Origin of the sequence: Pseudoalteromonas sp. T1lg65 (assembly GCF_051930985.1) — a bacterium.
Lineage (GTDB): Bacteria > Pseudomonadota > Gammaproteobacteria > Enterobacterales > Alteromonadaceae > Pseudoalteromonas.
In genome coordinates this window covers 1,846,384-1,870,389 of the sequence record NZ_CP196837.1, presented here as the reverse complement: position 1 = coordinate 1,870,389, position 24,006 = coordinate 1,846,384, and the positions used below count along the sequence as shown (strand labels likewise).

Annotated in this window: 20 protein-coding genes; 7 read left to right on the top strand and 13 right to left on the bottom strand. The window is 41.5% G+C overall.

What is annotated here, in order from left to right:
- Positions 1–143 precede the first annotated feature (143 nt).
- Positions 144–1,124 (top strand): hypothetical protein, encoded by a 981-nt coding sequence (locus ACSLBF_RS07995; protein WP_440056078.1) that lies wholly within the window; start codon positions 144–146, stop codon positions 1,122–1,124.
- Between the two features lie 351 nt (positions 1,125–1,475).
- Here the strand turns inward: ACSLBF_RS07995 and ACSLBF_RS07990 are convergent, their stop codons facing one another.
- Entirely contained in the window at positions 1,476–3,170 is a 1,695-nt protein-coding gene (locus tag ACSLBF_RS07990) for an NAD-dependent malic enzyme (RefSeq protein WP_440056077.1), read from the bottom strand.
- Positions 3,171–3,343: 173 nt separating this feature from the next.
- On the bottom strand, positions 3,344–5,104 hold the full coding sequence (gene ggt / locus ACSLBF_RS07985) for a gamma-glutamyltransferase (protein WP_440056076.1): 1,761 nt from the start codon (positions 5,102–5,104) through the stop codon (positions 3,344–3,346).
- Between the two features lie 82 nt (positions 5,105–5,186).
- Between ggt and rrtA the strand changes: the two genes are divergently transcribed.
- On the top strand, positions 5,187–5,771 hold the full coding sequence (rrtA, locus tag ACSLBF_RS07980; RefSeq protein WP_440056075.1) for a rhombosortase: 585 nt from the start codon (positions 5,187–5,189) through the stop codon (positions 5,769–5,771).
- Between the two features lie 46 nt (positions 5,772–5,817).
- On the opposite strand, the gene ACSLBF_RS07975 is transcribed toward rrtA, so the two are convergent.
- The 3 genes from ACSLBF_RS07975 to purE all read right to left on the bottom strand — a co-directional run bounded on the left by ACSLBF_RS07975 (position 5,818) and on the right by purE (position 10,203).
- On the bottom strand, positions 5,818–8,292 hold the full coding sequence (locus tag ACSLBF_RS07975; protein WP_440056074.1) for a prolyl oligopeptidase family serine peptidase: 2,475 nt from the start codon (positions 8,290–8,292) through the stop codon (positions 5,818–5,820).
- A gap of 277 nt (positions 8,293–8,569) precedes the next feature.
- Positions 8,570–9,718 carry a 5-(carboxyamino)imidazole ribonucleotide synthase gene (locus ACSLBF_RS07970; RefSeq protein ID WP_440056073.1) on the bottom strand — a complete coding sequence of 383 codons (1,149 nt, stop codon included), beginning with the start codon at positions 9,716–9,718 and terminating at the stop codon, positions 8,570–8,572.
- Positions 9,718–10,203, bottom strand: a complete 486-nt coding sequence (gene purE / locus ACSLBF_RS07965) for a 5-(carboxyamino)imidazole ribonucleotide mutase (RefSeq protein WP_440056072.1) — start codon at positions 10,201–10,203, stop codon at positions 9,718–9,720. The genes ACSLBF_RS07970 and purE overlap by 1 nt, the downstream gene beginning before the upstream one ends.
- Positions 10,204–10,698: 495 nt before the next feature.
- On the opposite strand from purE, the gene ACSLBF_RS07960 reads away from it, so the two are divergent.
- Complete coding sequence (locus ACSLBF_RS07960) at positions 10,699–11,223, top strand: TetR/AcrR family transcriptional regulator (protein WP_440056071.1); 525 nt, start codon at positions 10,699–10,701, stop codon at positions 11,221–11,223.
- Between the two features lie 147 nt (positions 11,224–11,370).
- Positions 11,371–12,231, top strand: coding sequence for a protease HtpX (gene htpX, locus ACSLBF_RS07955; protein WP_440056070.1), 861 nt, complete (start codon positions 11,371–11,373; stop codon positions 12,229–12,231).
- Between the two features lie 49 nt (positions 12,232–12,280).
- Here the strand turns inward: htpX and ACSLBF_RS07950 are convergent, their stop codons facing one another.
- Entirely contained in the window at positions 12,281–12,772 is a 492-nt protein-coding gene (locus tag ACSLBF_RS07950; protein WP_440056069.1) for a GNAT family N-acetyltransferase, read from the bottom strand.
- A 134-nt stretch (positions 12,773–12,906) separates the two neighbouring features.
- On the opposite strand from ACSLBF_RS07950, the gene ACSLBF_RS07945 reads away from it, so the two are divergent.
- The gene (locus ACSLBF_RS07945; protein WP_440056068.1) at positions 12,907–13,113 is read left to right on the top strand and encodes a hypothetical protein; all 207 of its coding nucleotides are present in this window, start codon (positions 12,907–12,909) and stop codon (positions 13,111–13,113) included.
- Positions 13,114–13,134: 21 nt separating this feature from the next.
- Here the strand turns inward: ACSLBF_RS07945 and bioD are convergent, their stop codons facing one another.
- From bioD to bioB, 4 genes are read right to left on the bottom strand one after another with little or no spacing between them, the layout of a single operon-like run.
- Entirely contained in the window at positions 13,135–13,824 is a 690-nt protein-coding gene (bioD, locus tag ACSLBF_RS07940) for a dethiobiotin synthase (RefSeq protein ID WP_440056067.1), read from the bottom strand.
- Positions 13,821–14,591: a methyltransferase domain-containing protein gene (locus ACSLBF_RS07935; protein WP_440056066.1), complete on the bottom strand. Its 771-nt coding sequence runs from the start codon at positions 14,589–14,591 to the stop codon at positions 13,821–13,823. The genes bioD and ACSLBF_RS07935 overlap by 4 nt, the downstream gene beginning before the upstream one ends.
- Entirely contained in the window at positions 14,585–15,727 is a 1,143-nt protein-coding gene (locus ACSLBF_RS07930; RefSeq protein ID WP_440056065.1) for an aminotransferase class I/II-fold pyridoxal phosphate-dependent enzyme, read from the bottom strand. Before ACSLBF_RS07930 ends, ACSLBF_RS07935 begins: the two co-directional genes overlap by 7 nt.
- A gap of 5 nt (positions 15,728–15,732) precedes the next feature.
- On the bottom strand, positions 15,733–16,776 hold the full coding sequence (bioB, locus tag ACSLBF_RS07925) for a biotin synthase BioB (protein WP_440056064.1): 1,044 nt from the start codon (positions 16,774–16,776) through the stop codon (positions 15,733–15,735).
- A 128-nt stretch (positions 16,777–16,904) separates the two neighbouring features.
- On the opposite strand from bioB, the gene bioA reads away from it, so the two are divergent.
- Positions 16,905–18,194 carry an adenosylmethionine--8-amino-7-oxononanoate transaminase gene (gene bioA, locus ACSLBF_RS07920; RefSeq protein WP_440056063.1) on the top strand — a complete coding sequence of 430 codons (1,290 nt, stop codon included), beginning with the start codon at positions 16,905–16,907 and terminating at the stop codon, positions 18,192–18,194.
- Positions 18,195–18,369: 175 nt separating this feature from the next.
- Complete coding sequence (locus tag ACSLBF_RS07915; protein ID WP_440056062.1) at positions 18,370–19,707, top strand: KamA family radical SAM protein; 1,338 nt, start codon at positions 18,370–18,372, stop codon at positions 19,705–19,707.
- A 65-nt stretch (positions 19,708–19,772) separates the two neighbouring features.
- On the opposite strand, the gene ACSLBF_RS07910 is transcribed toward ACSLBF_RS07915, so the two are convergent.
- The 3 genes from ACSLBF_RS07910 to ACSLBF_RS07900 all read right to left on the bottom strand — a co-directional run bounded on the left by ACSLBF_RS07910 (position 19,773) and on the right by ACSLBF_RS07900 (position 24,006).
- Positions 19,773–21,788 carry a bifunctional 2',3'-cyclic-nucleotide 2'-phosphodiesterase/3'-nucleotidase gene (locus ACSLBF_RS07910; RefSeq protein WP_440056061.1) on the bottom strand — a complete coding sequence of 672 codons (2,016 nt, stop codon included), beginning with the start codon at positions 21,786–21,788 and terminating at the stop codon, positions 19,773–19,775.
- 341 nt (positions 21,789–22,129) lie between these two features.
- Complete coding sequence (gene pyrF, locus ACSLBF_RS07905) at positions 22,130–22,840, bottom strand: orotidine-5'-phosphate decarboxylase (RefSeq protein ID WP_440056060.1); 711 nt, start codon at positions 22,838–22,840, stop codon at positions 22,130–22,132.
- A 29-nt stretch (positions 22,841–22,869) separates the two neighbouring features.
- Entirely contained in the window at positions 22,870–24,006 is a 1,137-nt protein-coding gene (locus ACSLBF_RS07900; protein ID WP_440056059.1) for a lipopolysaccharide assembly protein LapB, read from the bottom strand.

Below are 24,006 nucleotides of genomic sequence, written 5' to 3'. Positions count from 1 at the left end.
ATGATTTTGCGGAAGGATTTGGAAATCCGAGGGTTTGCCCAAGTTAAATAAAAACAACAATGTTACATTTGTAACTTTATATAAACACAATTTATTTTATTCTGGCACCGAAATTAATAAACTGCGCTTAAATAAGGACAACAATGAAAAATATTTTTTGGTTTTTTTTAATTACCATCCCTTTGTTTGCAAATGCCGAAAATACAGTAAGTAACCAAGAGCTCAACGTGCAAAATGAAGCTATCCAATCTTCTTCAACGAGTGGTAAAGATTGGTTCAATACTCCGGGCTCTTGCCAGTTTTTGAAATCTCTACTTTATGGCTATAACGGAAATACAGACAGAAATCCGACGTCGGTACCAATGGTTTTTACTAATAACTTTTGCTACGCCTATCGGCTCACAACACAAAATACTTTCCCACAGGAAATGATGAGCGATATATCTTCTGAAGTTGAACGCCACTTTAATGTCATAGAACATAACTTTAAAGAAGTGTCGACTGATCCTATCAATATGGTTTCGGCGCAATCAGGTGCAGGTGTTAGAAGTATTAACTCTAAGGTCAAAGGCTACTTGCGGTTGCGTATTAATGGTCGAGTTGCTGCTAATGGTGATATCCCTATTACTATAAACAACTTTGATGTAGAAACTGTCGGTCATCTAAGAAAATACCAACTTGGTTTGCCTATTAACATTTACGCTAAAGTTGCTTTTAAAAATATCAGTGTACAAGGCATCTACAATGTTTATGACCAACGCTTCACCGGTCTACCCAATTTTTCACAATATACGCCCAGTGTCACTGTTGATGTTAAGTTACCTTGGCTATTCGATCTATTAGATAAATTGACACCGGGGATCTTTGATAAAATGTACGAAGAATTTGCGAGGATTGTTACTGATGTATTTGAGTTTATTGGTGTGGACATGGGTGAAGATATTCCTGAGGTCATCGCACATAACGCTCAATTATTGCCACATTCTTTATCATCTATTACGCCATTAAATAATTATCGCCCAGGTGATCAAGTCTATCTAGAAATGGAATTACAAAGAGGTTATGCATTCATTAAAGATAACAATACTAGTTATCTGGTAATAACGCTCCCACTAATGCTATAAACGCTGGCTTTATTTAAAAACTAGGTGGAACCCAATCTGTTTGGTGTTCCACCTCGGCATTATCAACTTTTATTTAACCAGCAGTAGTCACTAATTTTATACCGTGCAATAAACACTGTTTATATACACAGCTCAAGCGTATTTACAATAATCAAGAAAAACGAGCTTTAATTTTTGTATGCGCTACTACACGCAACATTGAGGCTCAAAAACGCTTGTCATAACCCGTAATAGACACTGAACATTTGAACCTAAGTTGACAGCACTATTAAGGTTCTTTAACGATAAAACCCTGCTAACACAGCAGGGTTTTCTCAGTTTTACGCAATCTATTCGGTTCGGTAAATTGAATCAAATACTGCAACGCTTGTAGTTACGATACTCTGGTAACCAATAATTTTTCTCTATTGCAGCCCAGATTGCTTCATCATCCATCTCTAGTGCCACACCCTCTTCCATCGCTTTTTTCGCGACAGCAAAAGCAATGCGTTTGCTTAGCGGTTCGATTTCAGTTAGTGCCGGTAACAAGCTGCCTTTACCAGAGTTTGCCAAAGGAGATGACTCTGCCAATGTTTCGCTTGATACCATCAACATACTATCGGTGATCTGCGTTGCTTTAGCAGCTAGCACACCTAGGCCGATCCCTGGGAAAATATAACTATTGTTACACTGTGGAACGATGTATTTTTCGCCATTAAGTTCAACCGGATTAAATGGGCTACCAGTAGCAACAATAGCTTCACCATTGGTCCAGTTAATAACATCCTTTGGATGTGCTTCCACTTGGCGCGAAGGATTACTCAATGGGAATATGATCGGCTTTTCACAACCCGCATGCATTGCTCTAATCACTTGCTCAGTGAATAACCCCGGCTGACCCGATACACCAATTAAAATATCAGGCTGGGTGCAATGCATCACATCTAACAATGACGCATATTCACCACTGTAAGTCCATTCTTCCAATGCTGTGGCTTTTTGCACCAATGCCTGTTGGAAGTCTCTCAGACCTTCCATTCCTTCAGTAAGAAGACCAAAACGGTCTACCATAAAGACTTGGCTACGCGCTTGAGCATCAGTGATCCCCTCTGAAACCATTTGACTGATAATTTGCTCTGCAATACCACAACCTGCAGAGCCGGCTCCCACAAAGACCACTTTTTGTTGAGATAATTGCTCGCCTTTGACGCGGCATGCAGCCAGTAAAGACCCTACAGTCACCGCAGCTGTACCTTGGATATCATCGTTAAAGCTACAAATTTCATCCCGATAACGCTTAAGTAACGGCATCGCATTTGGTTGTGCAAAGTCTTCAAACTGCAACAATACATTTGGCCAACGGCGCTTCACTGCTTTGATAAATAAATCAAGAAATTCATCATATTCTGTTTGCGAGATACGCTTGTGGCGTGCCCCCATATACATGGGGTCATTTAATAGCTTTTCGTTGTTTGTACCAACGTCTAGCATGACTGGTAGCGTGTAAGCTGGGCTTATCCCACCGCATACGGTATAAAGTGCAAGCTTTCCGATTGGAATACCCATACCACCAATACCTTGGTCACCCAGACCTAAAATACGTTCACCATCAGTCACAACGATAACTTTTACTTTGCCTTTGGTCGCGTTGCGTAAAATATCATCGATTTGATAACGTTCTTCGTAAGAAATGAACAAACCACGAGAACTGCGATAAATGTCTGAAAACTTTTCACATGCATCACCTACCGTCGGCGTGTAGATGATTGGCATCATTTCTTCAAGATGATCACGTACCAAGCGGTAGTAAAGCGTCTCGTTATTATCTTGAATTGCACGTAAGTAAATATGCTTGTTGAGATTGTCACTAAAGCTTGAATATTGCTGATAGCAACGCTCTACTTGTTCTTCAATCGTCTCGTAACGCGGTGGTAATAAACCCGCTAAATTGAAGCTTTCTCTTTCACGTTGAGAAAATGCACTACCTTTATTGAGAAGAGGCGTTTCGAGTAAGGTTGGACCTGAGTAAGGAATGTAGAGATAATTTGGATCGGTTTCTTTAGTCATATTTACAAGCTTGACACTAAGTTATTAGTCTAAGGGTTCATTATTGTCTAAAAGGATTAAATTACAACGAATTTAGTGCTCATCAGACCAATGTGTAATTGCTCGGAACTTTATTTTCGGCATTCTGTTCCGAGCAGAATATTATATCGTAATTCGTAGCGGTAAACTACGGATTATTCACTACTTTCACCAAGTGCAACACCTTCTCTTCTGGGATCGGCTCCACCGATCAACACCCCGTCTTTTATAAGAATTGCGTGTAGTCCTGAATTTAAGTCTCGCACTTGCACTTCATGTCCTTTTTGCTCAAAAAACGGCACATACTGTTCCAGTGGAGTCCCCTTTTCTAATGTTGTATAGCGGTTTCGGTTGGTGATCTTTGGCAGATTAATGGCTTGTTGCGGTGACAGCTGCCAGTCAAGCACACCAATAATGGTTTGCGCGACATAATTGATGATCCGACTACCACCCGGAGAACCAACCAATAGTTTCAGCGAACCATCTTCATTGAACACCATGACAGGTGACATTGAGCTTCTCGGCCTTTTATTTGGTTGCACTCTATTAGCAACCAATTTGTCCCCTTGTTTTGGTGATAATGCAAAGTCAGTGAGCTGATTATTCAGCAAGTAACCGTTTACCATAACGGTTGAACCAAATGCCATTTCAATAGAGCTGGTCATTGATACCGCGTTACCATCCATATCCACAATAGACACATGCGTGGTTGATGGTAACTCATAACTATCATCCATCGCGTAAGCTAGTTTGCCGTATGTTGGGTCGCCGACCGGATAATTAGGATTATCATTTTCGCCGATTAATTTGCTGCGTCCAGTTAGATAAACCTCATCTAACAAGGCTTTGGTTGGTACTTTGACAAAATCAGGATCAGCAATGTAATAATTTCTGTCGGCAAACGCCAACCGAGAAGCTTGAGTGAACAAATGCAGAGCCTCAGGGTCGTTGGCTTTGAATGTCTCAAGTTTATACGGTTCCAAAAGTTTTAAGATTTGCAGTACAGCAACTCCACCACTACTAGGTGGGGCCATCGAGCAAACCTTGTAAGCTTTGTAATTCGTACAAATGGCATCGCGATACTTACTGCGATAGTTTTCAAGATCGCTCATCGACAACGTACCTGGAGCAATTTCAGATTCTTGTACCGCTTTGACCAACTTAATGGCATTTTGACCTTCATAAAAAGCTTGTATACCAATATTCGCCAGCTTGAAATATAGATTCGCCAATTCCGGATTTTTCTTCACCGTGCCAACGGATAGCGCTTTGCCGTTCGGATAAAAATAGTCTTTCGCAGGTGAGAGCTTGGTTAAACCAGGGTTGAGCTCTTTTTCTAACAGCATGTTTAGTCTTGGTGAAACCACAAAGCCTTCTTTCGCTAACTCTATAGCTGGCTTAAATAAGTCACGCCATGGCAACTTTCCGTACTTATCATGTGCGGTTTTAAAGGCATGCAAAATTCCCGGAACACCAACCGAACGGCCACCTACTACCGCTTCTATCCACCTTACAGGCTTGCCATTTTCATCTAAAAATAGTGCCGAACTTGCTGCAGATGGCGCCACTTCTCTACCGTCAATCGTCACTAATTTTTTCGTTTTAGCGTCGTAATGCAGTATAAATGCACCGCCACCAATGCCAGAAGACTGTGGTTCAACTAAGGTAAGAACGAGTTGTGTTGCTATCAGTGCGTCTATCGCACTTCCGCCTTGCGCTAAAATAGTTTGACCAGCTTTACTGGCATACGGATTTGCGGCTACCACCATATACTTTTTGGCAGTGCGTTCTTCTTTATTGCTAAATCCTGTTGCTGCTTCAGGTTCACGGATCTCAGGTTTTAGTTCTTTTGCTTGAGCTATCGGAACAAGACTCAGTGTATAAGCCATTGCTATAGAAAGAAGCGTATGTTTCATAATCACCACTTTGATGTGTTTCAATCATTGGCATCATAAAAGTAAATAGGCACAATATGCAAAAAAATAGGCATAAAATCTGATGTTTAATCTCCCACTCGAAAAACAGTTTATTACTGGCCCAATTATTTTAGCTTTATTTGCTGTACTGTTGATGCTTCTCAATTTAAGTGATTCTCTCGATTTTAACCGCGTACTTATTACTGAAGGTGAAATTTGGCGTGTTTTGACCGGCCAGTTTATGCATAGTAACTTTTATCACCTTGGTTTAAACCTACTTGGCATCTTGCTGATTTGGTTACTCCATGGTGAGTACACCCCTACAACGCATTATTTTCAAAATACGTGGCTGCTGGCGTTAGCTACGGGAGTACTCATCTATTTCTTCGCCCCAAACATCATTCTCTACACAGGGTTAAGTGGGCTGCTACACGGGATGATTGTGATGGGCGCCTTGGAAGACATAAAACGTAAAATGACCACTGGATATCTGTTATTTTTCGGTGTGTTTGTCAAAATAGGATGGGAACAGTTTCACGGAGGCTCCACGGAAGTTGAAGCACTAATTAACTCTCGGGTCGCTATTGAAGCTCACTTATTTGGCGCACTCAGTGGTGTTTGTTTATTTTTACTCCGCTTTGTTGTTACTAAAAAAAGCGCCGATTAACTCGGCGCCTAGTTTTTAATACCAACTAGATAACTTGTATATACACCTACAGGTGGTCTTTAAATAACTTGTATATACGACGGTATTCATCCAACCAGCTTGAAGGTTGTCTAAAGCCATGAGGCTCGACAGGATAAATAGCGGTTTCAAAGTTTTCTTTTTCTAGCTCAATCAATCGTTGTACTAAACGCACCACATCTTGGAAGAACACGTTGTCGTCAATCATTGGGGCATTAATCAATAATGCTTTGTTTAACCCTTCTGCATGATAAATTGGAGAGCTACGACGATATGCAATCGGATCGACATCAGGACGGTTCAAGATGTTTGAAGTATATGGGTCATTATAATAAGCCCAGTCTGTTACAGGGCGAAGTGCAGCACCAGCTTGGAAAAGGTCAGGCTGAGTAAACAATGCCATAAACGTCATAAATCCACCGTATGAACCGCCGTAGGTGCCAACCGCATTGCGATCAACATTTACGTTTTCAACCATCCAGTTTACGCCATCAGCTAAATCTTCAATTTCCGGTTTGCCCATATGACGATAAATGGCTGTGCGCCAATCTCTGCCATACCCCTTTGAACCACGGTAATCCATATCCATCACCACATAGCCTTCGTTGGCAAGTAAAGAGTGGAACATAAACTCTCTAAAGTAGTTTGACCAACCCATATGAGAGTTCTGCAGATAACCTGCACCATGGTTAAAGATCACCGCTTTACGGTTTTTACCGGTCTCGCCTTCTTGGTAGTCTGACGGATAATACACTTTCGCATAGACTGGTTCATCTGTGTGGCTCGATGGCACCGCAACTATCTGAGGTGCAACAAGCTTTTTATTTAAAAATGCATCAGTTACTGTATTAGTCAGTCTTCTGGCCGCCGTGTTTGGTTTGGCGTCTGCAACATAGAGCTCAGGCGGCGACATAATTTTTGAATGCGTTAGCAACAAGCGCTGCTCATCCGGACTCAAACTGTAATCAGTCATACCATCTAAGTTAGTCAGTTGCTGGTGCGAACCGTCCGCAAGGTTCACGCGGTAGATTTCATAAAGACCAGGGTGCTCTTTGTTAGCTTTGTAGTAAATTGCTGAATCATCTGATGTTAATGTCAAATCAGAAACTACATATTTACCTGAAGTTATTGCCTTCGGCTCACCATTTAAAGGCTTTAAATACAGGTGGCTATAGCCGCTTTCTTCTGACAAATAATACAGGGTATCTTGATTATTCAACCAGCCAAACTGGTTATGGCGATAGTTTACCCAAGCTTCATCATGCAATCGGTGTTGTGAGACCAACTTAGCGGTTTCGAAATCAACTGTGGCAATCCAACGGTCCTTGTTATCCCAAGCTTCTAGCATTAGTGCAACTTGTGTACCTGACGCATTCCACTCTATCGAATCCCATGGGTAAATCAAGTTGATGTGCCTTGGTGTGCGTTGCGATTTATAAGTGTCCCCTAGCGCTTTTGCATTCTCTGCTTTGACACTAGCAAGTACATCTTCATCAAAACCTGGCAGCGTGTCATACCCCAGTACTTTTTGTTGCTTAGCGGCAATGTCAATATAAATGATTTCAGATTGAGAGGGTTTAGCGTCAGCGACCCGTAAGCGCGCTTTAACTGGGTCAATATTGCCGTCTTGAGTAACATAATTAGGCATAATATCCGTATCTGCGCGAGACGGTTTATCATCTTTGATCACTGCAACAAGCTTGTTACCGTCGGGCGACAGTTTCACATCAACTAACGCTTTACCTTTACCCAAATAGAACTGACGGTCTTGGATAGTAGTATTTTGAGCTTCTAATTGGGTATTACGCGTTTGTTTGTCTTTTGAGTTCTGATGCGTTAAGGCTACGTACTCAATCAGTTTATGCTGCTCTTTTGCTATAAAAGACGATGGCTCCTGAACGCCTTTAGGTTCGTCACTCATATGCAGCTTAACAAGTTCTTTAGTCAGTCCAGACCCGAGATCTACAGCAAAAAAGGCATTACCTGCTCGATATGCTAAACGGCCATCGCGTAAAAACTGCGGTGCATATTCGTAATCTGATGAATGTGTGATCTGGATAAGTGTGTTTGTAGCTAGATCTTGGACAAACACATTACCTTCAAATTCATAGGCATATTTGCTCTTATCTGTGTTAAATACACCGTCGTTAGCTCCGACACTATGTAATTCATCCAGAGATACTTTTGTAGGCGCTTTTGTAGCGCTCACTTTAAATAAGTCCCTCAGCTCATTACCCGCTTGCTTTTGGCTGTAATAAATGTCGGTACTATTAGCTGACCAATATGGTCGAGAAGGTGAGCGAGCAATCCAATCGGGGTTGGCCATCGCTTGCTCTAAAGTGATTAACTCGGATCCAAAATCGATAGGAGTAGAAATCGACTTAGTTATTACCGGAGCAATCGCGTTTGCTTTGGTTACAATAGTTTCAGAACTCGTTGTTTGGCAACCAGTTAGTAAAAAGCTCGAAGCTACAGCTAGCGAAATTAAAGATTGTTTCAACATATCAGCGTCTTGTAGTTATAGATTTTTCGCCATTTAAACAGAAAAAATACTCAATTACGACAGCATTAAGACTAATACCCGTAACCACAAGACAAAAAAAGGCCAGCATGGGGATGCTGGCCAAATACTCTCTGCGCTCACATAGTCGTTGATGGACAACGAGTATGAAATGAGGCCTATCCGCGCCTCAAATTAATAGACTACGGGCATTTGCTAAAGTTCAAAAAAAGTATGAATAATTTTTGAACGATACAGTCTCAACGCGAAATTGAATAAATCAATCTCCTTTGAGCAGCTTCGCTGTACTCTCAACCCCAGGATAATCTTGTTCCGGTAGAATATCTGCTAGCTTTGACAACGCATCACCTAAAGCCGATAGATCTTTAGCTGAAACGTTAATATGGCCCATTTTTCTGCCTGGCTTAGCAGACTTGCCATACCAATGACTAGTGGTGCCAGCAACCTGTAACACCGCTGTAGGAATGCATGACTGCCCTAATACATTAATCATGGCTGTCGGTTGAATCAAACGCGTATCACCTAAAGGTAGGCCTGTAACCGCACGCATGTGATTTTCAAACTGGCTCGCATGGCAGCCCTGTTGCGTCCAGTGCCCAGAATTGTGCACTCGAGGGGCTATTTCGTTAACCAGCAACTTACCGCCAACATCAAAAAATTCAATCGCCAGAACACCAACATAATTTAAGCTACTTGATAAAGCCGAAAAAGCTTGCTCAGCTTGCTGCTGGATCTCTGATTTTTCTTTGCCTGCGATAGACAGAGTTAGCACACCATGCGTGTGTTGATTCTCGGTCAACGGATAAACCTTCACCTCTCCTGACTTTGAACGAACACCTATAATGGACACTTCACGGTCAAATGGGATCATCTGCTCTGCGACAATAGTGTGCGGTGCTAAGGCCGTGCCGGAACTTAGAAATGCGTTCATTTCTGACCAAATGGCTTCAATTTCCTGCTCTGACTTAACTCGCCATTGACCCTTACCGTCATATCCCGCTTGACAAGTTTTAACGACCAAAGGTAAACCTAATGAACTAATCGCATCCAGAAAGTGAGATTTTTCGGTGATAATTTTATAAGGGGCACATGGCACTTTTGCGCGCTCTAATAACGCTTTCTCGATTGCTCTGTCACCGCCTGTTTTAATTGCTTGAGCACCGGGGAAAAACTTGCCAGATCGTTCACAAACCGATAATACATCGTCTGGAATATGCTCAAATTCTGCAGTGATCGCATCGGCTTGACTAATAGCTTCAGCCAAGCTGAGTTCGCTTTTAATGAAAGTCACAGGATCAATTATCGACTCTGTTCCCACATCATAAGCGCTTACCTGAATATCTAAGTGAGTTGCAGATAAGCTCATCATTCTAGCTAGCTGACCTGCGCCTAATACTAATACTTTCATTACTCTACCGCTGGATCTGGATTAGCCAATACTGTTTCAGTTTGTGTTTTTCTAAATTCGTCTATTTTGGCAAGTAATTCTGGCTGTTGGCAGCCAAGGATCTGTGCGGCCAGAAGACCCGCGTTAGCGGCACCAGCATCGCCGATTGCCAATGTACCAACCGCAACCCCTTTGGGCATTTGGCAAATTGACAGAAGAGAATCGACACCGTTTAGTGCTTTAGACTTAACTGGAACGCCTAACACAGGCAAACTGGTAAACGCAGCCGCCATGCCTGGAAGATGAGCAGCGCCACCAGCACCAGCGATAATTACTTTTATACCACGCTCTGCAGCACTTGAAGCATAATCAGCTAATAGTTGCGGAGTTCGGTGTGCAGATACCACGCGCGTTTCATATTCAACGCCAAACTTGTCTAACATTTCTGCTGCATGTTGCATGGTAGGCCAGTCTGACTTTGAGCCCATGATAATACCAACGGTCATAATATTTCCTCGACTATGCTTGAACGATACTTTGTACCAATTGAAATAAAAACAATTGGCATCAGCCATAACTTCAATAGGCTGAGTTGGCAGGGATTATACCTAAGAACACAAATAAAGCGAAGTAACAGCGGGCCACAGAGCGAACAAACCCGCTGATAGAATTGATTAGCTACTGTAATTAGAACTTAACGAGTGACTTTTATCGAATGCTCGATTGAAATGAAATCTGAATTGTTTAGGACCTAGGATTAAAAATAATATCGTCAATCCACCAGGAACCAAGACTAGCTTTAACACCGGGCCCAACACATAACTGTAGAAGCCAATCATTGGTAAAAATAAGATAAAACCTAAAATACGGATAAGAAACATAGGTACCTCCTTGATTAATGAGCGCGCTCAATTATAAATATGAGCACGCTCATTAATCAAGAATTATATGCTAATAATCTGTTTTATTGTAAAATCCTCAAGTCGAGGAGAGAGATAAGAATGAAAAAAAGCGACGTGACAAAACAAAAAATAATGGCTTCAGCTTGGTATTTGTTTACGACTGAGGGTTATCAGCTAACAACCACTCGACAAATTGCTCAGCATGCGAACGTAGCAACAGGAACCGTTTTTTCACACTTCCCAAGCAAGTTGGATATGTTAAAGGAAGCAATGTTTGAACAACTTGAACAAATACTTTGTGAAGCCAGCAAAACAGACGAGCAACACACCGCAAGATTGAAACTTCGCCATTACTCAACCTACCTCTATGCGTTTTATCTAGAAAATAGAGAATTCAGTAAAGAGCTATTAACTGGCCTAATTTGGCAACAAAGTTACTTTGCCGATCAATTACAAGCATTTAAGCATCAGCTATTCGCTGAACAAGAGTTTGATGCTATCAAGGCTGATATCATGGTTGACTGCTATTTTATGACTCTCGTTCAGGGGTTGAATGATCCCCACTCCACTGCCGACCAACTGGTTCGAAGGCTTTCCAGTAAGCTAAAATATATCCAACAATAGATCTGAACGATGTGTTCTTTAATTTGTTTTGGCTGAATTAACTTGTAGTTTTATATATTAGCCCTTATAAAGCAGTTAGGAATTTGAGTTGTACTGTAAGTGCTTGGGAAATCACTTGGGTTCTCTCTAATTTTTAACGAGGTTACAATGAAACGCGTAATTCTGTTCCTTATTACTAACCTAGCAGTAATGCTAGTTTTAGGGATAGTGCTGTCAGTCATCATGTCGGTTTTTGGTATTTCTAACCGAAGCTACAGTGGCATTATGATTATTGCCGCGGTGTTTGGTTTTGGCGGTGCTTTCATTTCTCTATTCATGTCAAAATGGATAGCCAAAAAATCAACCGGAGCTTATGTCATAGAACAACCTAGAAACGAAACCGAGCATTGGTTAGTTTCAACAGTTGCCAATCAAGCTAAGCAATCAGGCATTGCCATGCCAGAAGTCGCTATTTACGACAGTCCAGAGATCAATGCATTTGCTACTGGACCAAGTAAAAACAACAGTTTAGTTGCTGTAAGTTCGGGTCTTCTTAACAACATGAGTCAAGATGAGGCCGAAGCGGTACTCGCTCATGAAGTTTCTCACGTTGCTAATGGCGACATGGTAACTTTAACTTTGATCCAAGGTGTCGTGAATACCTTTGTTATTTTCTTAGCAAAAGTATTAGCTGGAATCGTCGATAACTTCCTAAACAGTGATGAAGAGGAATCTGGCGGTAGCTGGACATATTTTATTTTCGACATGATTTTCCAAATTTTGTTTGGAATTCTAGCTTCGATCGTTGTTGCGTACTTTAGTCGTCGTCGTGAATTTGCTGCTGACAAAGGCGCCGCAAATTTAGTTGGAGCGCACAAAATGCGTGCGGCACTAGAGCGTTTGAAGCACAATCATGAGTCACAACTTGAAGGTTCGATGATGGCCTTTGGTATTGCATCGGGTAAATCCGTGGCTGACTTTTTTGCTTCTCATCCACCGCTTGATGAGCGTATCAACGCCTTAAGATAACATGATGTTTGTCGGGAAATAGCGGTATCACTACTGTTATTTCCCGCAACTAAAGCTCTAGAAAATAGCGACTTTTGTCGCCCGTAACTGCCACAAATCCTAGTAACGTTAATACTCGTCTCGAGCGACTGTTTTCTTGCTGTACCTGTGCAATCACCCGCTTGATCACACCCGCTTTATTCCAATAGTCAGTATGCGCTAAAGCGAGCTCCATCGCTTCTTGCATATAGCCTTGACCCCAATAGCTCGGATCGAGTTCATAGCCAATTTGAATTTCCTGACTTTGTCCATTGAAGCTATGAAAGCCTATGCTGCCGATTATCTTTGAGTCATCTCGGGTTAGGATGCAAAACCTAGCACCAATGCCTTCTAAACATTGTTCAATATCATACTGGATCATTGCTTTTACATCTTCATCGGTTAGGTTATCACCGTAATCATTGAAACTTTTCACCAATGGGTGATTCAGAATACGATGTAACTGTGGCTTGTCCCGATGTCGAACGAGACGTAAAGCCAACCGCTCAGATTCAAAATTCATAGTTTCAAAATGCCTTACTTATTTTTTTAGCTAATGAATATAGCATCGCGACCACTTTTATAAATTAAGTTATTCTGACGAAATAAGATTTATTGTAGAATCTGTCATTCACAAGTAATACGCGGGATAATAGAATGTCTGCTGATTTTAAAGTAATACCACCAACCACAAAAGTGTATTGTCCAGAGCGTGGTGAAGGTTGGACATTAACCGGAATAACCGGAATTGACGAGAACACTTCAGTAATGTTCTCTGGTACACGCTATACCATTAGCGCTAGGGAAATCGTTGAGAAACTGCTGCCAAATTACCTCGCACAAAATAATACTAGCAACGATTAACGGCCTCTTTTGAGGCCAGTGTTATGAGGATGAAGGTAAGTCAAACAGTTCTAGTAAAGCACTTCTTAACTGTAACTTAGGCTTATCATCACTGTACGGCGCCACCGCTAGCAGTGGACAATCTAGTTTGCTTTTTAGGGTTTGTAGATTTGCTTCGTATTCCAACATATCGGGATCTACTTGATTTGCCACCCACCCAACCAAATTAATCCCTTTGGCTTTAATTGACTCCGCCGTCAACATGGCATGATTCAAACACCCTAATTTCATTCCTACCACTAGGATCACGGGTAAAGACTCAGCAGCAACCCAATCATACAAAAATTCCTTTTCATTTATGGGCAACGCCCAACCTCCTGCACCTTCAGTTAGCAAGTAATCTGGATTAAGGGTAAGCACGTCTTGGTACGCAGCACTTAATCCTGTGACGCTGACTTGTACATCTGCACGCTCTGCTGCGATATGTGGCGCTATAGGTGGCGCAAAACAAAAAGGGTTAACTTGTTCGTATTTTCCATGGACCGTTGCGGCTTCCATTAATGTGATTGCATCCACATTGACCAGTTGTCCAAAAGCTTCCTCCGCACCTGCCGCAATTGGCTTAAACCCAAAAGCGTACTTTTTGTGATGGGCAAGCAGTTTTAGCAATAAGCTGGTGATGTAAGTCTTACCGACTTCAGTATCCGTTCCAGTTATAAAAAACGATTTCATCTAACTAACTCCATAAATCCCACTTCATAAGTCACATCAAACCCATTTGCACCACTTGGATAACTATCGATGAGACGCTTATACGCACTTTTGCTCAATAGTCCCTGCCGACGTTTAGAGGAAAGAACATTATTGGCACCAATATTTTTCACCGATTTCAGTGCATCTAAGGCAGTTTGATAGTTATCGCATAACCTCCGTTGGGTTGACCAATTCAGTTGAAAACCGGCTTGTTTTGCAAACCATTCAATCTCTTGCAAAGACTTAAACGAATTAACATGAGAGCAATTGTCTACGCCTTGCCAAGCGAGATTTATTTCTTTCAATGAGCCATCTAAAACCGTAGAGAGCAATACTTTCCCTTGTTCTTCACATACTCGATATAGCTCTTGAAACAATCTTTGTGGGTCTTTGGACCATTGGATTGCAAAATTACTAAATATAAACGAGATACTCTTATCGAGCAGTGGTAGAGAGTCCATATCTGCGCAAACTCCCTGCGCTTCTTTAGCGCCTTGACGCAGCATATCAGTACTCAAATCCATGCCGACATAACATCTGGCTAATTTTCGTAAGCTTGAATGGTTCTGGTGCGGGCCACAGCCCAGATCCAGCAGGTTATTGCGTAGCAACCTAACTTTACCGTCGCCATTATTGAGCCTATCAAATAGATACTCAGCAGCACGAAGTTGCACTTTAGCATGCTGACTATATTGTTGGGCAGCATTTGAAAAACGATCTTTGATTTGAGATTGCGAGCTTAACACGGCAGCTCCTTCAATGTAGCGACTAATTTGTCTATGTCATTGTGCGTGTGCGCTGCAGTCAATGTGATCCTTAACCGTGCTGTGTTAACTGGTACTGTTGGTGGACGTATTGCACTCACCCAAATCCCATGTTGTTTTAAAAATTGCTGTGCCAACATGGCATTTTCAGCGCTACCAAGTATCAAAGGTTGAATTGCCGTATCGCTCTCTATCAACGCTAAACTAGCTTTATTTGCCTGTTGTTTAAAATATAAAATATTGTTAAGTAACATCGTCCGCGCTTCATTCGCCGCGATTAGTTTATCTAGCTGCTGCTGCGCGACCTCAACAAAAATTGGCGAAAGGTTGGTTGAATAGATGTACTCACGATTAAACTGGATTAGGTATTCAATTACCGTTTTAGAGGCGAGCACAGCAGCACCTTGACACCCCATCGCCTTGCCAAAGGTAATGATGAGAATATCGGGTTTAATACCCTTTTCTATACTGCCCAGCCCTCGTTCGCCTATCACTCCAAAGGCATGCGCATCGTCAACCATAAGCCAAGCATTATGTGCCTTCGCAAGCCGACTGATTTCTTCAAGCGCCGCCGTATCCCCATCCATACTGAATACACCTTCAGTCACAATGAGTTTATTCACAACGCGAGCTTTTTCTAGTCTGGCTCTAAGGTGATTAGTGTCATTGTGGTTGAAGCGATGCAGCTTCGCGGTTCCCGATAAACTGCCATCGATCAAACTGGCGTGATTTAACTTGTCGTGGAATACCGCCGCATCATCAGCTTTGGTCAATTGCGAAAACAGACACTTTAGTACGCTCGAATTAGCCGCAAAGCCGCTACCAAAAAGCAATGCAGATTCATAACCAAGCAACTTTGCCAGACGTTGCTCAAATTGCTCATGTAATTGTGTATGGCCAGTTACCAATGCTGAACTACCGCTACCTGATTTCGCACTGAACTTTTCAACATCAATCGATTGAGCAAGCCCAAGGTAATCGTTACTAGCAAAATTGAGGTAATCAACGCCATCAGCAACCAGCTTGGTTGCTGACACTTGCTCAAAACATGTTCGAGACCGAAACAAGTTTTCGGTTTTACGAGCAGCTAATGAGGCACTAATAAAGTCAAATGCCATTGGACTTAATTTGCCTCATAGAATAATTCTGACGTTGCTTTATCTGCGATAGCTGACGACAATGAGGCTTCATATGCTTCGTCTGAGTAATCTTCCCGGCTTTCGGGTTTCATACCAAGTTTCTTTAATAGATTCATATCTGCATCAGCTTCTGGGTTTTCCGTGGTTAACAGTTTGTCACCATAGAAAATCGAATTCGCGCCAGCAAAGAAGCACATCGACTGCATTTGTTCGTTCATTGCCGTACGGCCTGCTGATAGCCTTACATAACTGTGTGGCATCATGATCCGAGCAACCGCGATGGTACGAATAAATTCAAAGTGGTCAAGGTCATCTACGTTTTCCAGTGGCGTCCCCTTCACTTTTACCAGCATATTGATTGGCACACTTTCTGGTTGTTTTGGTAGATTGGCTAATTGCATCAGAAGTCCGTAACGGTCAGCAGCTTGCTCACCCATACCGACAATACCACCAGAGCATACTTTCATTCCGGCGTCACGCACATTATCTAGGGTATCAAGACGGTCTTGATAAGTACGAGTGGTAATGATCTGCTCGTAGTATTCAGGAGAAGTGTCTAGATTATGATTGTAGTAATCTAGTCCCGCATTGCGAAGCGTATGCGCTTTTTCATTATCTAGCATGCCTAAAGTCATACAGGTTTCTAAACCTAATGCTTTTACTTCCTTGACCATTTTCTCAATGTACGGCATGTCTCTATCTTTAGGATCAGACCAAGCGGCCCCCATGCAAAAACGAGTCGCTCCTTTTTCTTTTGCAAGCTTGGCTTGGCTAACTACTTTTTCTACTTCCATCAGTCGCTCACGCTCCAGATCAGTTTTGTAATGTCCTGATTGTGGGCAATATTTACAATCTTCAGGGCATGCGCCTGTTTTTATTGAAAGCAGCGTTGAGATTTGTACTTCGTTTGGATTAAAGTTCGTTCGGTGAATACTTGCCGCATGAAACAGTAAATCGTTAAACGGCATGGTGAATAATGCTTTTACTTGTTCATGTGTCCAGTCGTGTCTTACTTTGCCAAGTTCCATAATGATTCTCTTCTTTGAGCTTTGTCGCAAAAACGGTTATTTTACGAGCACTTAATCTGACGGTATTTGGCTTAGTCTACTTCTTGCCTTAGTATTGTCAACGGAATGAATGACTCAAAGGTTTACAAGTGAGCAATAAACACACCATCGATTTAGATTTTGATCGCGAACACATTTGGCACCCATATACATCAATGATTGACCCACTGCCCGTGTATCCGGTTACTCGTACATATGACAATAAAATAGAGCTTGAAACTGGTGAAGTATTGATTGATGGTATGGCCTCTTGGTGGAGTGCAATCCATGGTTATGGACATCCAAAAATTGTAAAAGCTATACAGCAACAAGCGCAAGTAATGAGCCATGTTATGTTTGGAGGCCTAACCCACCAACCAGCAGTGGATTTATGTAAAAAGTTGCTCGCTATCACACCAAAAAGTCTAGAAAAAGTGTTTCTTGCTGATAGCGGCTCGGTTAGCGTAGAGGTTGCCATTAAAATGGCACTGCAATATTGGATGAGTCTTGGTAAAACAGGTAAATCTAAGCTGATGACAGCGAAGAAAGGCTATCACGGTGACACATTTGCCGCGATGAGTGTTTGCGACCCAGTTAATTCAATGCATAACCTTTATCAGGGGTTTTTACCTGAGCACGTATTTGTCGACGCGCCAAAGAGCAGTTTTTTTGCAACACAATGCCAAGCTGAGCTGCTGCAATTGGAACAAGCATTTATAGATCACCATGACGAAGTTGCGGCTTTTATAATTGAGCCCATGGTGCAAAACGCCGGTGGCATGAATTTTTATAATCCAGAATATTTAAAATGCATACGTGAGCTTTGTAACAAATATGATGTGCTACTAATCTTGGACGAAATTGCGACAGGCTTCGGACGAACCGGAAAAATGTTTGCGTGTGAACATGCGGATATCGAGCCTGATATTATGTGCATTGGTAAGGCATTAACTGGCGGTGCGATGACACTTAGTGCAACTTTAGCAACCGAAAATGTGGCGCTGGGTATAAGTCGAGGTGACGCAAAAGTGTTAATGCATGGCCCGACATTTATGGGCAACCCACTAGCCTGTAGTGCAGCAAATGCCAGCATTGAGTTACTTACTAATGAATATGGACTCGCTCAAGTCCGACGTATTGAAAATGCTTTAGCAATACTCGAAGATTGCTCCAAGTTCGAAGAAGTAGTTGATGTGAGAGTGTTAGGTGCAATAGGAGTTGTTGAGCTTAACACAAGTATAGATGTTGCAAAAATTCAACAGTTTTTCATTTCACAAGGTGTTTGGATCAGGCCATTTGGTAAGCTGATTTATGTGATGCCCCCTTACACCACTCCCAATCAAGATATTGAAAAACTTTGCAAATCTATCTTTAAAGCGATAGCAGAGAAGGCTTACTGAGAGGACTAGCTAATTATACTTAGATCTTAAGAGGAAACTCCGTAGATCCTATTAAAAAAGGCATCAAATATTGCAAATTGGTGCACTTTTTTAGATTTGTCCCTGAAATGATATCAGGGACATGTTACCATGGTGGCTTTTATTAATAGCAAGTGAGAAAAGAGACACATTATATATGCAGCAAACCGTCCAATTGCAGCCAGCTGAAGCTTATCAGCCACCTCGTTTCACTGTTTATCAACACCGCCAGATCGATAAAATCGAACAACTCGATAAATTGCCTGAGCATCTTCGCTTTCAAATGAAAGTCGTCGCCAACGTTTTTCCTTTTCGTGTCAATAACTTTGTAATTGAAGAACTCATCGACTGGGATAAGGTACCTAACGATCCTGTATTCCAACTAACTTTTCCACAAAGAGGAATGTTAGACGATGAGTCTTATGAACAAATGGCTTCGTTATTGAGCCGAGAGCATACACCAGAAGAAGTATTTAATTTAGCCACGGAAATTCGTCAAAAGCTTAATCCGCACCCTGCTGGGCAAATGGAAAAAAACGTGCCTGAACTTGATGGAGAACGTGTTGAAGGCATTCAGCACAAATACAAAGAGACCGTGTTATTTTTCCCTTCTCAGGGGCAATATTGTCATTCATATTGTACGTTCTGTTTCCGCTGGGCGCAGTTTGTAGGTAAAGCGACCCGCTTCAATAATAATGATGAAGCGTTACTACACAACTATCTTGCAGAGCACAAAGAGGTGACCGATCTGTTGATGACCGGCGGTGATCCAATGGTTATGCGTACAGTTAAGTTACGCAAATATTTGGAAGCTTTGAAAGAGCCGCGTTTTGACCACATTCGTACAATCCGTATCGGCACTAAATCGTTGACCTTCTGGCCATTTAGGTATGTTACCGATCCTGATGCTAAGGACTTATTAGCTCTACTTAAAGAGCTAGTCGATGCAGGTAAACATGTTTCAATCATGGCACATGTGAACCATAAGCAAGAGTTAAGAACCGACGTCACTCGTGAAGCTATACGCCAAATCAGAAAAACCGGTGCGCAGATCCGTACCCAGGCACCACTATTAAACAACATCAATGTTGACGCTGATATGTGGGCTGAAATGTGGCAAGAGCAAACACAACTTGGCATGATCCCGTATTACATGTTCATTGAACGTGATACTGGCGCAAAACGGTATTTTGAGATCCCACTTCACAAAACTTGGGAAACATTCAGGGATGCCTATAAAAAAGTCTCGGGGGTCAGCCGTACCGTACGCGGTCCCTCTATGAGTGCAGGACCAGGCAAAGTAGAAATCTCTGGTGTAACGGAAATCCACGGTGAGAAAGTGTTTGCACTACGCTTTATTCAAGCTAGAAACCCAGATTGGGTGCAGCGTCCTTTCTTTGCTAAGTTTGACGAAAATGCTCACTGGCTTGACGATCTAAAGCCCGCTTTCGGTGAAGAAAAGTTCTTTTGGCAAGATGAATATGAAGCGATGTAATCACATCACTAACTAATATCATAAAACAAGCGCTTCGCTTATAACTTAACGAAGCGCTTTTTAATTTATTGATGCATCATATCTAAGCGATACAACCTAAAGCCGGCTTCATCCGTCTTCTGAGTCGTTGAAATAAACGGAAACTGCTCACTGTAAGCTGCCGCTTCATCATTATTTGCACTCTTAAACTCAACAGTTACGCCTTCTACAGTTGCGAATGACCAGTTCATATCGGCAGAGGGATCTAACGCACCATCCTGGCTTAACTGACTCATTTCTAAAATGTAATCTGCTACGACCTGACGGTTCTCGTTTGGTGAGTCTACAACAATTTTAGATGCTGAAATACCTGGGAAATTACCTCCTCCTGACGCTCGGTAGTTATTGGTCGCGACCAAAAATACTTGGTCATCGGCAACAGGCTGACCATTGTAAGTCAGTTCTTTGATGCGTCTGCCATCCGAAGCTTTCTCCCCATTTTTTGCATACCGAGCGGGTTGCATAACATCAACGGTGTAACTAACACCGTCAATCACATCAAAGTTATATGAAGGGAAATCACTATTAATTAACTGTTGTACACCCGAAGCGTTCGGCGTGATTTGATTAAACTGCCCAGCAGACATCTCCAACCATTCTCGAACTTCAGCACCTGTAAGTTTCAGTACTTTTAAGATATTTGGATAGATGTACATATCTGCAACGTTACGGTAGGCAATATCCCCCGCGGGAATTGAAGTGAAGTCATCTGCACCACCACGCCCTGCTCTAAAAGGAGCGCCAGCTGATAAAATTGGTAAGCCTTCTAACTCAGTCCCTTTAACAATTTTAGCGGTGTACCATGCTTGAGCATCTGTCACGATTTGAATGGAAGGATCATCGATGACTAACGCAAAATAGCTATTAACAGGGTTAGAAATCTTCGCAAATGGTTCGTTTACCCATTGTTTAGTTTCTTTGTGCTCTTGTGCAACTGCCTGTTCGACTAAAGGATCATTATCAACCAAAGCGACGGTTTGCTTGTTCTCATCTGTTTTATAGATTGGCTTTAGGTAAGACTGTGAATCCAACAAATTCCACTTACCATTTGTAAACTCAAGATTTAGATCGACTACACCTAGGTGATTACCCCAAAACCCTGGCATAACAGCAGCAACCCCATTGATAGTTCCCTTCTCGTTATCGATACCTAAATCTTCTAACCCGGCATATCGAGTTCCTGGGAAATTTGCATGCGCGTGGCCAAATAGAATGGCATCAATCCCATCTACTTTAGACAAGTGATAAGAAGCATTTTCTGCTTTGAGCTTGTACTGTGATGTATCTAAACCAGAATGTGGGATTGCAACAACTAAGTCAGCACCTGCCTTTTTCATTTCAGGCACGTATTTTTTTGCCATTGCAACGATGTCTTTAGCAATTACTTTGCCTTCAAGGTTCGACTTATCCCACTGCATAATTTGCGGTGGCACAAAACCAATAAATCCAACTTTAATAATATGACTGTCATCATGTTGGTCGAAAACTTGTTTATCAATAATTATGTAGGGCTTAAATAGTGGCTTATCGTTATTTTCGTCATCATCACCGTCATCAACAAATACGTTGGCGCTTATATACTCAAAGTTTGCATCATCAATTGATTCAGTTAAAAACTCTAAACCGAAATTAAATTCATGATTACCGATATTAGCAACATCGTAATTTAGCGTATTCATGGCTTTATACACTGGGTGAACTTCGCCTTCTTTCACTCCTTTAATTTTTGCCATGTAGTCACCTAACGGACTACCTTGTATAAGATCGCCATTATCTACTAGCAGTGTATTTTTTTCTTCGCTCCTAATTTTATTAATCAGAGAAGCGGTTTTGACTAAACCGACTTTATCATCCTGTTTATCTGAAAAGTAATTGTAATTTAGAACATTTGCGTGAATATCGGTAGTTTCAAGTAAAGTAACTTTGACTTTTGAAGCCTCTTTCGGCGGATTATTGATAAATTTATTGTCAGAATCTGAACAGCCAGAAATATAACCAGTGATCCCACACATCACCAATAAAGATAAAAGCTTTTTATTCATACGTCTTTTCCGAAGTAGAGTTTATGCATACCCGTGTGTATGCTTATTATTAATTCCTTTTTAGCTACAATTTAAAATAGCTATAACTATATAGGTGTCAGCGATTAGCATTAAATTGTTAATTAAATGAAAATTATAAAATGACGAATTTAAACTAAACCCAACAGCTTTTATTCTATTATTTTCAAAAGACAATCTAACGAAAGATTTATGGCAGTATTTGAGGATTATTATGACGGTTCTATGTAAAGGAGTACTGATGTGCTACTAACAGCTAAATTAAAAATATGAGACGTTCAGAAAATCGGCAAGTATCTGTAATAAATACTTGCCTGCCAAAATTAAAGTGCAGCTAAGCTGTCATTAATCGACTTTAGTGCTAACGCTGGATTTTCAGCTTGTGTTATTGGTCGACCAATAACCAAGTAGTCGCTACCTGCTTTAACAGCTTTCTCTGGTGTCATAATTCTTTTTTGATCTCCTGCATCGGCTCCCGCGGGACGAATGCCTGGCGTAACTAGCTTAAAGGCATCTCCCAACTCAGATTTCAACAATTCAGCTTCTTGCGCAGAGCACACTACACCATCTAAACCCGCTTCCTGAGCTAATCTTGCAAGATACAACACTTGCTCCTGTGGGGTTTTTTCGATGCCTAATTTAAGAAGTTGACCTTGATCCATACTGGTAAGAACAGTTACCGCAATTAGCAATGGCGCACGTTCGCCATAAGGCTGTAATGCTTCCTTTGCTTTCTTCATCATTTCATGACCACCGCTGGCGTGTACGTTGACCATCCATACTCCAAGTTCAGCTGCAGCCGTCACGGCTTTTGCCACCGTGTTGGGAATGTCATGAAATTTAAGATCTAAAAATACGTCGAACCCCTGCTCAACAAGCTTTTTAACAAATTGCGGTCCAAAGTAGGTAAACATCTCTTTTCCCACTTTTAACCTGCACTCGTCTGGAGATAATTGAGATACGAAGGAGAGCGCCGCCTCTTCGTTATCATAATCTAGTGCTATCAAAACTTTTTTTAAATCTTTGGTCGACATAATTACCCTATTTGGCAAAGTGTTAATACTTAAAAGCCGTCTAATCCGCGGCTAGGAGCAAGGGATTCCCAATGCTTGCAGGATGGGCATAACCAATAAATGGTATGACTAGAGAATCCACAATGCGTGCATTGATAATTTGGTTTAGTTGCTACATATGACTTAACTAATTTTTCTATGTCTTGTAGCACCACTTGGATTTTAGCATCCTTGTCACTTATCAACTGTAATAAATAACTAAAACCCCTAATTGATGGCTCACGTTTTAAACTATCAGTTAGAAATTCTATAGCTGCTTTGATATCACCAGATTGAACTAAACTTTGGCAGTACTTTATTTTGACTATAACTCCCCCATCTTCCAAAAGCTCTTTTATTAAGGCTGTATATTGCTCATGAATATTCAACTTAACATAACAGTCCTCAAGCTCTTCTAACACGAGTGGCGCCATGACGACAAAATTACAAGCAAGTTTACGCCAATAATAGATACTTTTTACGTAGTCTTGATGTCTATACGCATCATTCCCAAGTTCATACAGTGGGCGAATAGTTTCATGAGTAAGCTGTGTAGCTTTATCAAACAATAAGCTATCTTTTTCTTGAATAGCCGCTTCACAGAAAAAGTTTGCAATTGCGGCACAATGATTAGCTTTTCGAAATAATTCGGGGTGCGCCTCATACATATGTATGCCTTTACGCCAATCTCTGGTTTGAGAATACAAATTAAGCATTGGATCGAGCGCATCTTGGAAGCCGTCCTTGATTAAAATAACCAAATGTTCTTCTGCACTATCTAATAATCCTGCAAGTATGTAGTCTTGAGCGAGTTCTAACCTACAAGAATGAATGAGCGACTTTTCTAGGTTCGGTTGCTTAAGCAATAATTCATGGATTTTAATTGCACGATCAAGCTCGCCTCGTTTACGAAATAACGTTGCGAGTGTCAAATAATGTTCAACAGAGTCTGCAGACACTTCCAGCAATTTGATTAGGTGTTCCAGACCTTGATCTTCTTCTCGGTCGAGAAGAAACTTTAGACCTTTGCTATATTCAGAGGTAATTTGACGACTTTGCTCAATCGCTTGATTTTTAGCACTATTTTTACCCATCACATAGCCATAAGCAGCAGCAACGGGTAAAAGTAAAAACAGTAGCTCCAGCAT